The organism is Streptomyces qinglanensis, from assembly GCF_900111245.1.
GTDB classification, from domain to species: domain Bacteria; phylum Actinomycetota; class Actinomycetes; order Streptomycetales; family Streptomycetaceae; genus Streptomyces; species Streptomyces qinglanensis.
The window spans coordinates 185954-196340 of record NZ_FOGO01000012.1; the positions used below are offsets into that span (position 1 = coordinate 185954).

A 10387-nucleotide genomic window follows, 5' to 3' on the forward strand; every position below is an offset into this window, starting at 1 on the left:
TGGCGCCGCGCCCCCCATGGTCCTACGCGCCGCACGGTGCCGTGCGCCGGGGGCGGCCTCGACCGTGCGGCCCCGCCCCGGGGACCGGGTCGCCCCGGGGGACCGGGCCGGCTCGGGGGACCGGGCCGGCTCGGGGGACCGGGCCGGCTCGGGGGACCGGGCCGGCTCGGGGGACCGGCGCCGGACCGGCTCGGGCGACGGGCGCCGGGCCGGCTCGGGCGACGGGCGCCGGGACCGCTCAGGCGACCGGCGCCGTCACCGAGCGCGGGTCGAAGCCGAAGGGGAGTTCGAGGCGGTGGGCGCGCATCAGCTCGGCGTCGGAGAGCAGTTCCTGGGTGGTGCCGTCGGCCACCAGCACCCCGTCGCTGAGCACCACCGAGCGGGGGCACAGCTCCAGCGCGTAGGGCAGGTCGTGGGTGACCATCAGCACCGTCAGGTCCAGCGAGCGGATCAGGTCGGCCAGCTCACGGCGGGCCGCCGGGTCCAGGTTGGAGGACGGCTCGTCCAGCACCAGGATCTCCGGGCGGCCGGCCAGCACGGTGGCGACCGCGACGCGGCGCCGCTGGCCGAACGAGAGGTGGTGCGGCGCCCGGTGGGCGTGCTCGGCCATCCCGACGCGCTCCAGCGCCTCCTGCACCCGGGCCTCCAGTTCGGCACCGCGCAGTCCCGCGGCGGCCGGGCCGAAGGCCACGTCCTCGCGGACCGTCGGCATGAAGAGCTGGTCGTCCGGATCCTGGAAGACGATGCCGACCCGGCGCCGGATCTCCGCGAGATGGGCGCGTTCGGCGCGCAGCCCGGCCACGGTGACCGAGCCGGCGCCGGGCGTCAGGATGCCGTTCAGGTGCAGTACCAGCGTGGTCTTGCCCGCGCCGTTGGGGCCCAGCAGGGCGACCCGCTGCCCGCGCGGGACGGTCAGATCGACGCCGAACAGCGCCTGGTGGCCGTCGGGGTAGGCGTAGGCCAGGCCGCTCACCTGGAGCGAGGGCACCGGCGCCGCATCGTCTGCGGCCGCCCCGGCAGCGGTCCCGGCGGTCGTGCCGGTATCCGTGTCGCCGTTCGGGTCGGCGTTCGGGTCGGCGTTCGTGTCGGTGGAGGAAGTCACAGCACCCATCCCAGCAGGCAGATCGCGAGGGCGGTCACCGGCAGCGCGGCCGAGCGGGCCCACTCCGCGCGCGCGGCGGGGCCCGCTCCGAGCGCGGGCGGCATGCTGCCGGCGTAGCCGCGGCTGAGCATCGCCAGATGCACCCGCTCACCCCGCTCGTAGGAGCGGATGAACAGCGCACCGGCCGACTTGGCCAGCACTCCCCAGTGGCGGGGTCCGCGGGCCTCGAAGCCGCGCGAGAGGCGTGCGGTGCGCATCCGGCGCATCTCCTCGCTGATGACGTCGGCGTAGCGCACCATGAACGTGGCGATCTGGCACAGCAGCGCGGGCATCCGCAGCCGCGCGAGGCCCAGCAGCAGGTCGTTCAGCCCGGTCGTGGAGGCGAGCAGCACCGAAGCGGCCACTCCGAGGGTGCCCTTGGCGAGCACGTTCCACGCGCCCCACAGGCCGGGTTCGGACAGCGAGAGCCCCCAGACGGTGATCCGCTCCCCTTCCGCGACGAACGGCAGCAGCACTGCGAAGGCCACGAACGGCACCTCGATCGCCATGCGGGTCAGCAGATGGCGCGGCGGCACCCGTGAGACGGCGGCGACCGCCGCCAGCAGCACCGCGTAGGCGCCGAACGCCCACACGGCCTCCCGCGGGGTGGCGACGACCAGCAGGACGAAGCAGAAGACCGCTGCCAGTTTGCAGTGCGCGGGCAGCGCGTGCACGGGCGAGTGGCCGTGCTTGTAGAGCTTGTGCGCGTGTCCGGCACCCATGTCGGCCCTCCCCTAGCGCTCGGTCGCCGGCGGGCCGGACGCGGCGGAGGCACCGGCTTCGACGGGGGCGCCGCTGTTGCTGCGGCGGCGCACGGCGACGAAGACGCCCGAGCCGACGACGAGGGTGGCACCCACGCCGATGACGCCCGCCAGGCCGCCGGACAGCCGGGAGTCGGCGATGTCCTGGACGCCGTAGTCGGCCAGCGGCGAGTCCTCCGCCGCGTGGTCCTCCGCCTGCTTGTCGATGCCGTTGTCGGCGGCGACCTTCTCCAGCCCGTCGGGGTCGGAGGACGCGTAGAAGCTGAGCCCGCCCGCGCAGGCCAGGGTGACGACGAGCCCGGCGATCCACAGCGGGCGCACCGAGCGGCGCCGCCCGGCGGCAGCGGCCGGGGCTGCGTCGGCCGGAGCGGCAGCCGGGCGGGGCTCGGCACCCGGGGCTTCGGCGCCGGGCGCTTCGGCGTCCGACAGGGGCGAGGGCCGCAGTTCCAGTGGCGCGGCCAGCCGGTCGCGCGCCCCGTGGACCAGGTCGGGGCGGACGGCGACAACGGCGCCGACCGTCGCGGCGGTGATCGCGGCCTCGCCGATGCCGATGAGCACGTGCACACCGACCATCGCGCCGAAGACCTTGCCCAGCGAGACGTCGGTCGTCCCGCCGAGCGCGTAGACCGCGGTGAAGGCGACCGCGGCCGCCGGCACCGAGACGAGCGCGGCGACGAAGGAGGCGCCGGTCACCACCGAGCGGCGGCGCGGCAGCACCCGCAGCAGCCCGCGGAAGACGGCGTAGGCGACCAGGACGGTCACCACGCCCATGTCCGTGATGTTGGTGCCCAGCGCGGTCAGGCCGCCGTCCGCGAAGAGCACACCCTGCAGGAGCAGTACGACGGAGACGCACAGCACGCCCGTGTACGGCCCCACGAGTATCGCGGCCAGCGCACCGCCCAGCAGATGGCCGCTGGTCCCGGCGGCCACCGGGAAGTTGAGCATCTGCACGGCGAAGATGAACGCCGCCACCAGTCCGGCCAGCGGTGCCGTCCGCTCCCCGGCTCCGCCGGGGCCGCCGCCCAGTTCGCGCCGTGCGCCGCGCAGCGAGACGGCGAGGGCCGCGGCGGCCACGACTCCCGTACCGGCCGAAACGGGGGCATCGATGAATCCATCAGGTACGTGCATCGGGGGCACTCCGCTTTCTCACGGCTTCTCACAACGGCCCGGCAATGGCCTGGCAGCGGCCGTCTCCAGCCTTTTGAGAATAGCGGTCAGATGCAAAGTCTTCGCAAGAGGGCGTCGGGGACGTCCGGAATGGGCGGGGACGCCCCCCTGGTCTGCGGCCTGTGGCAGAACTCACCGGCCGGTTCGGGTGTCCGGGCGGCCCCGCTGCGCGTCTGACAGGGCGAAGGGGCAACCCGGCCGGAGCGATGAGCGCGCCGGGAACCCCCGATCCGGAGGAGCAGAAGTGTCGAAGGTCATCACCCGCACCGTGCAGGCCCAACTGATCGTCCGGCCGCCGGCGGCCCGGCCGCTGACCCCCGCGCTCCGCTACGAGACGGACGATCCGCTGGCGGTGCGGATCGTCTTCCCCGCCGAGATCTCCCTCGACGGCGCGGAGGTCGCCTGGGCCTTCTCCCGCGACCTGCTCGCCGAGGGGCTGCGCGGGGTTGCGGGCGAGGGCGACGTGCAGGTCCGCCCCGACGGACGGGAGCGGACGGTGGTCGAGCTGCACGCGGGTGAGGGGGTCGCGGTGCTGGAGTTCCGCACCGCCGACCTGGAGCGCTTCCTGCGGCACAGCTACGAACTGGTGCCTGCCGGCGCCGAGCGGGCGCTGCTGGATCTGGAAGAGGGCTTCGCCGCGCTGCTGCGCGGAGTCTGACCGCGGGATCCCGGCCGCACGCAGCCCCGGGGGGCGGCCGGTGCACGAGTCCTTCCCGGAAGAACAGCGCCCGCCCACCCGCTCCCGGAAGGGAACGGATGGGCGGGCGAGGACGTGCGGCGGTCCCGCACCGGGACGGCCGGGGCGGGCGCCCGGCGCGGGTCACACGCCGGTGCGCTCCGGCTCGCGGGGCGGGGGAACGGTCGCGGCCGACGCCTTGTCGAGGTTCAGCTCCTTGCGGAGGCCCTCACCCTCGACGTCGACGTTGGGCAGCAGCCGGTCCAGCCAGCGCGGCAGCCACCAGGCGCGCTCCCCCAGCAGCGCGAGCACCGCGGGCACGATGGCCATCCGCACCACGAAGGCGTCGAAGAGGATCGCGACGGCGAGCCCGAAGCCCATCATCTTGATCATGGCTTCGGAGGACCCGATGAACCCGGCGAACACGCTGATCATGATGACGCCCGCGGCGGTCACCACGCGTGCACCCAGCCGGAAGCCGCTGACGATGGCCTGGCCGGGGCTCTCGCCGTGGACGTGCGCCTCGCGCATCCGCGTCACCAGGAAGACCTCGTAGTCCATCGCGAGGCCGAAGATCACACCGATCATGAAGATCGGCATCATGCTCATGATCGGCCCGGTCTGCTCGACCCCGATCAGTCCGGCCAGCCAGCCCCACTGGAAGACGGCCACCACGGAACCCAGCGCCGCCAGCACCGAGAGCAGGAAGCCCAGGGCCGCCTTGAGCGGCACCAGCACCGAGCGGAAGACCAGCATCAGCAGCACGAAGGCCAGGCCCACCACCAGCGCCAGATAGGGCGCCAGGGCGTCGTTCATGACCTGCGAGAAGTCGATGGCGACCGCCGTCGCACCGGTGACCAGCAGCGTGGCACCGGTCTTCTGCTCGATCGCACCCGACTGGTCCCGGATGTCGTGCACGATCTCCTCGGTGCGCTCGTCACTGGGACCGTACTTCGGGACAGCCGTCAGAGTGGCGGTGTCGCCGCTCTTGTTGAGCTGCGGCGGGCTGACGGCGACCACACCGTCCACCTTCTGCAGCCGCTTCTGCACGTCGGCGGCCGCGGCCTTCGGGTCGTCGGCCCCCTTGAGGTCGACCACGCCCATCAGCGGACCGTTGAAGCCCGCGCCGAAGCCGTCGGAGAGCAGGTCGTACGCCTTGCGCTGGGTGGTGCTCTCCGGCTGGTTGCCCTCGTCGGGCAGCCCGAGCTGCATGGAGCCGACGGGCAGCGCCAGGGCGCCGAGTGCCAGCACGGCGGTGACCAGCACCAGGACGGGGCGGCGGAGCACGAAGCCCGCCCAGCGGGCACCGGCCTTGGGGCGCTGGCCTTCCGCGTCGGCGGCGGGGGGCACCCCGGTGGCGGGGTTGGCCTTGCGCACCCGGCGGCCGAAGATCCGCTTGCCGACCATGCCGAGCGCGGCAGGCACCAGCGTCAGCGCCACCAGGACGGCGATGACCACCGTGCCCGCGGCCGCCATACCCATCTTGGTGAGGACCGGGATGTTGACGACGGAGAGCCCGACGAGTGCGATCACCACGGTGAGCCCGGCGAAGACCACGGCGGACCCGGCGGTTCCGACCGCGCGTCCGGCCGCCTCCTCGCGTTCCCGGCCCTCGGTCAGCTCCGCACGGTAGCGGGAGGCGATGAAGAGCGCGTAGTCGATGCCGACCGCCAGGCCGATCATCATCGCCAGCGTCGTGGTGTTGGCCGACAGGCCGAGGGTGGCGCCCAGCGCGGTGATCGAGGAGATGCCGATCATCACCCCGATCAGTGCGGTGACCAGCGGCAGCCCTGCCGCGATCAGCGAGCCGAAGGTGAGGATGAGCACGACGGCCGCGATGCCGATGCCGATGACCTCGGCGTTGCCCATCTCGGGCTCGACCATCAGCGCGTCACCGCCGGTCTCCACGGTCAGCCCGGTCTTGCGGGCCTCCTTCGCGACGTCCTCCAGGCCCTCCCGGGTCTTGTCGGTGATGTCCTGGGCCGGGACCTTGTACTGGACGGAGGCGTAGGCGATGCTGCCGTCCTTGCTGACGGCCCCGCTGCCCTTGACGAACGGGTCGGAGACGTTGGCCGCCTGCCCGCCGCCCAGCTCCTCGCGGGCCTTCTCGACGGCGGCCTTGTTGGGTTCGGCGGTGATCTTCTCGCCGGTCGGCGCGCGGAAGACCATACGGGCCGTCGCGCCTTCGGCATTGGCTTCCGGAAAGCGCTCTTCCAGCAGGTCGAAGGCTTTCTGGGCCTGCGTGCCGGGCAGCGCGAAGTCGTCGTCGGGCGGAGTCGATGCGGTGGACGCGCCGACGCCGGCCGCGACCAGCAGCGCCACCCATATCAGGGCGACGATGCGGCGCCGCCGGAAGGCGAGTCTGCCGAGCTTGTGAAGGAAGGTGGCCACGAGAGAGGTTCTCCGGTCTCGAGGTCGGACAGTGGGACGGTGCGGTGGAGCAGGGACGGCAGGGCCGACCGAGCCGAAGGTGCACGACGGGGGGGCGCCGCGAGCCGACTATGAGAGCTCATGTCAATCGACGCTCGCTCGCACCCGCAGGATGAGTCCGCACCGGGACATGTGGGGCACATCACAACTTGCCCGGCCGCAAATACCCCCGAACCATGGGAAAGGTGACCGACGACGGCGCGTATCTCCGCTATCCGCACCTGCACGGCGAGCTGCTCTGCTTCACCACCGAGGACGACCTGTGGGCGGTCCGGCTCCCGGAGCCGGGGGCGCCCTCCGTGCGGGCCCGGCGGCTGACGGTGGACCGCACCCGGATCAGCCACCCCCGCTTCTGCCCCGCCGGGGAGCGCATCGCCTACATCAGCTGGCGCAGCCTGGACCCGGAGATCCACCTGGTCTCCGTCCGCGGGGGCGCGTCCCGGCGGCTGACGTACTGGGGCGCGACCGACACCCGGGTACGAGGCTGGACCCCGGAGGGCGACGTCCTGGCGGTGGCCTCGCACGGCGAGCCCTTCGCGCACCGGGCCTGGGCCTACCGGGTCCCGGTCGACGGCCCGGACGGCCCGCCGGCGGGCGGGCCGGACTCCTCCTGCCCGGGCAGCAGGCTGCCGTGGGGCCCGGTGTCGGACATCGCCGTGGCCGAGCAGCGGGGCGAGCGCCGCACGCTGCTGCTGACCGGGACACCGCCGCACGAGCCCGCGAACTGGAAGCGGTACCGGGGCGGCGCCACGGGACGGCTGTGGCTCCAGGGCGAGCGGCTGCTGCCCGGCCTCGACGGGCACCTGGACTCGGTACTGCTCGTCGGGGACCGGATCGCCTTCCTCTCCGACCACGAGGGCGTCGGCAACCTCTACTCCTGCCGCCCGGACGGCACCGACCTGCGGCGGCACACCGATCACGACGCGTTCTACGCCCGGCACGCGGCCACCGACGGACGGCGGGTGGTCTACCAGTGCGCGGGGGAACTGTGGCTGGTCGACGACTTCGCGCACGCGGCCCGGCCCCGCCGCCTCGATGTCCGCACCGGCAGCCAGCGCGCGGGCCGCCGCCCCTACCAGGTGCCCGCGGGCGCGCACGTCACCTCGCTGGCCGTCGACCCCACCGGCCGGGCCGGCGCGGTCGGAGTACGCGGCAGCCTGTACTGGCTCACCCACCGCGACGGCCCGGCCCGGGCCCTGGCGGACACCCCCGGGGTGCGGGTGCGGCTGCCCACCATGCTGGGCGACACCGGGCGGATCGCCTACGTCACCGACGCGGAGGGCGAGGACGCGATCGAGATCGCCGACCTGCCCCGCGCCTCCCGCCCCCGGCCCGCCTACCGGATCGCCGCCGGACGGCTGGGGCGGGTCCGGGAGCTGGTCGCCGCGCCGTCCGCCGAGCGGCTGGCCGTCGCCACGCACGACGGGCGGCTGCTGCTGGTCGACGTGCCCGGCCCGGAGGAGACCCCGGAGGCCGCGGAGCCCCCGGATGCCGTGGAGCCCCCGGAGGCCGCGGAAGCCGCAGAAGCCGCCGCGGAGTCCCCGGGGGGTGCCGGGGAGTCACCGGAAGCCGTCGAGGACGGCACGGCGGCAGCGGGGACGGCGGCCCCGGACGCGGTGGTCCCGGACGCGGTGGTCCCGGAGCCCGCGATCAGCGAGGTCGTGCGGTCCGCCAACGGCCCGGTGCACGATCCGGCCTTCTCCCCCGACTCCCGCTGGCTGGCCTGGGCACACCCGGGGGTGGGCCGCTCGCTGTCCTGCATCCGGATCGCGAGGGTCGCCGAACGGGACGGCGCCGCAGCGGGCGCGTGCCCGGTCCTGGACGTCACGGACGGGCGGTTCGAGGACGAGCAGCCCGTCTTCACCCGCGACGGCCGCTATCTGGCGTTCCTCTCCTGGCGCGGCTTCGACCCGGTCTACGACGTGCACACCGGCGACCTCTCCTTCCCGCTGGGCTGCCGCCCGTACCTGGTGCCGCTCTCCTCCGCGACGCTCTCCCCGTTCGCGCTGACCCCGGAAGGGCGCCCGGCCGCGGGCGGGCTGGACCCGCAGGACCGCCGGGACGGCGCGGAGGAGGGCGGCGGGACCCCGGTGCTGGTGGAGGCGGAGGGGCTGGCCAACCGCGTCACACCGTTCCCGGTGACGGCCTCGAAGTACGGGGCGCTGTGCCCGGTGGCCGGGGGCGGGCTGATCTGGCTGCGCTACCCGATCTCCGGCGCGCTCGGCGAGACCTTCGCCAACCCGGCCGACACCTCGGGCCGCCCCACCTTGGAGCACTTCGACCCGACCACCGCCAAGCGCACCGAACTCACCAGCGACATCGACTGGTTCGCACCCAGCGGTGACGGCACCCGGCTGGTCGTCAACGACGAGGGGCTGCTGCGGGTGGTCCCCGCCGACCAGCGGGCCGACGCGGACACCACCACCTTCATCGACCTGCGCCGCATCCTGCACGACGTCGACCCGGCGGCCGAGTGGCGGCAGGCGTACGCGGAGGCGGGCCGGCTGGTGCGGGCCTACTTCTGGGACCCGGGGATGAGCGGCGTGGACTGGGCGGCCGTCCTGGAGCAGTACCGGCCGCTGGTCGAACGCGTCGCCACCCCGGACGAGTTCGCCGACCTGCTGCGCGAGGTGCTCGGCGAACTGGGCACCTCGCACGCCTACGTCACCCCGGCGCGGCGCGACGAGGGGCCACCGCACTACCAGCGCCCCCTCGGCTTCCTGGGCGCCGATCTGATCCACACCCCCGAGGGCGACTGGCAGCTCGCCCGGATCCTGCCCGGCGACTCCTCCGACTCCCGGGCCCGCTCCCCGCTGGCCGGCTCCCCGGTGCGGGAGGGCGCGGTGCTCACCCACGTCGACGCGCGCCCCGTCGACCCGGTGGCCGGCCCCGCGCCGCTGCTGGCCGCGGCGGGCGGCACCACCGTGGAGCTGACGCTCCGGCAGGCGGGGCCGCGGCGGGTCGCGGCCGTCCCGCTGATCGACGAGCGTCCGCTGCGCTACCAGGACTGGGTGGCCCGGCGCCGGGACGTCGTCCGCGAGCTGAGCGACGGCGCCTGCGGCTATCTGCACATCCCCGACATGGGCGGCTCCGGCTGGGCGCAGTTCAACCGGGACCTGCGGCTGGAGGTCTCCCGGCCCGCGCTCATCGTCGACGTCCGGGGCAACGCGGGCGGGCACATCAGCGAACTCGTGCTGGAAAAGCTCACCCGCACCATCCTGGGCTGGGACCTCACCCGCGACGCGCAGCCGGTCACCTACACCGGCGACGCGCCGCGCGGCCCGGTGGTCGCCGTGGCGGACGAGGCGACGGCCTCCGACGGCGACATGATCATCGCCGCGTTCCGGCTGCTGGGCCTGGGGCCGGTCGTCGGGGCCCGCACCTGGGGCGGCGTCGTCGGCATGACGGGCCGGCACCGGCTCGGCGACGGCACCGTGATCACGGTGCCGATGAACGCCGCGTGGTTCGAGGGGTACGGATGGTCGGTGGAGAACCGCGGGGTCGAGCCGGACATCGAGGTCCTGCGCACTCCGCTGGACTGGGCCGAGGGCCGCAGCTCCGTGCTGGGCACCGCCGTACGCACCGCCCTCGACCTGCTGGAACGGCACCCCGCCCGGACCCCGCCCGGATACGGGGACGCCCCCGACCGCTCCCGTCCCCCGCTCCCGCCGCGCCCCTGACCGGAGCGGGGGGACAGGTCGCTTTTGCACGTCATGCGACATATGGGATCGCGTGGCAGGGTGGAGAGTGCCCGTCCGTACACACGTCCGAAGGAGTGACGATGGGTCTCGCAGACCAGTTCAAGTCCAAGGCCGAGCAGCTCCGGCACAAGGGCGGCAAGTCCTCGTCCGGCGACCGCAAGCACGGCGGTGACCGCAAGCACGGCGGTGGCCAGGGTGCCACCGACAAGGCGCAGGAGCTGAAGGACGACGCCACCGACAAGGCGCAGGAGCTGAAGGACAAGGCCCAGCAGCGCGCCCAGGAGTGGAAGGACAAGAACCACTGAGGCAGCGGACGGCCCGCCCCCTGCCCGACGGCCGGTCCCCGCTCGGCGGGAGGCCCCGCGGACGCGGAGGCGCATGTCCCGGCTGTCCCTCGGCGTGCTGCGGCTTCCTGCCCCCGCGACGGCGGCAGGAAGCCGCAGCACGTCGTAGGCCGGTGCGCCCCCGCCTGTCAGCCGTCCGCCGACGGTCCCCCTGAGGGAACAGCACC

Annotated in this window: 7 protein-coding genes; 3 read left to right on the forward strand and 4 right to left on the reverse strand. The window is 74.3% G+C overall.

Annotation, left to right across the window (positions count from 1 at the left end; all coding sequences use genetic code 11):
• Nucleotides 1–238 precede the first annotated feature (238 nt).
• From BMX65_RS23635 to BMX65_RS23645, 3 genes are all read right to left on the reverse strand, one after another.
• Nucleotides 239–988, reverse strand: a complete 750-nt coding sequence (locus BMX65_RS23635) for an energy-coupling factor ABC transporter ATP-binding protein (RefSeq protein ID WP_075002422.1) — start codon at nt 986–988, stop codon at nt 239–241.
• A gap of 110 nt (nt 989–1098) precedes the next feature.
• The gene (gene cbiQ, locus BMX65_RS23640) at nt 1099–1863 is read right to left on the reverse strand and encodes a cobalt ECF transporter T component CbiQ (protein WP_075002360.1); all 765 of its coding nucleotides are present in this window, start codon (nt 1861–1863) and stop codon (nt 1099–1101) included.
• A 12-nt stretch (nt 1864–1875) separates the two neighbouring features.
• A complete protein-coding gene (locus BMX65_RS23645) occupies nt 1876–3030 on the reverse strand; it encodes an energy-coupling factor ABC transporter permease (RefSeq protein ID WP_075002361.1) in 1155 nt (384 codons plus the stop codon).
• Nucleotides 3031–3313: 283 nt separating this feature from the next.
• On the opposite strand from BMX65_RS23645, the gene BMX65_RS23650 reads away from it, so the two are divergent.
• On the forward strand, nt 3314–3727 hold the full coding sequence (locus BMX65_RS23650) for an SsgA family sporulation/cell division regulator (RefSeq protein ID WP_075002362.1): 414 nt from the start codon (nt 3314–3316) through the stop codon (nt 3725–3727).
• A gap of 162 nt (nt 3728–3889) precedes the next feature.
• On the opposite strand, the gene BMX65_RS23655 is transcribed toward BMX65_RS23650, so the two are convergent.
• Nucleotides 3890–6136, reverse strand: a complete 2247-nt coding sequence (locus BMX65_RS23655; protein ID WP_075002363.1) for an MMPL family transporter — start codon at nt 6134–6136, stop codon at nt 3890–3892.
• 215 nt (nt 6137–6351) lie between these two features.
• Between BMX65_RS23655 and BMX65_RS23660 the strand changes: the two genes are divergently transcribed.
• The gene (locus BMX65_RS23660; protein WP_075002364.1) at nt 6352–9855 is read left to right on the forward strand and encodes a S41 family peptidase; all 3504 of its coding nucleotides are present in this window, start codon (nt 6352–6354) and stop codon (nt 9853–9855) included.
• A 101-nt stretch (nt 9856–9956) separates the two neighbouring features.
• Nucleotides 9957–10181 (forward strand): hypothetical protein, encoded by a 225-nt coding sequence (locus BMX65_RS23665; RefSeq protein WP_075002365.1) that lies wholly within the window; start codon nt 9957–9959, stop codon nt 10179–10181.
• The last annotated feature ends 206 nt before the right edge of the window (nt 10182–10387 follow it).

Bases quoted from the DNA above. Each gene is read 5' to 3' on its own strand.
- cbiQ (WP_075002360.1), bottom strand. From the start codon at position 1,863: ATGGGTGCCGGACACGCGCACAAGCTCTACAAGCACGGCCACTCGCCC.
- BMX65_RS23645 (WP_075002361.1), bottom strand. From the start codon at position 3,030: ATGCACGTACCTGATGGATTCATCGATGCCCCCGTTTCGGCCGGTACG.
- BMX65_RS23660 (WP_075002364.1), top strand. From the start codon at position 6,352: ATGGGAAAGGTGACCGACGACGGCGCGTATCTCCGCTATCCGCACCTG.
- BMX65_RS23665 (WP_075002365.1), top strand. From the start codon at position 9,957: ATGGGTCTCGCAGACCAGTTCAAGTCCAAGGCCGAGCAGCTCCGGCAC.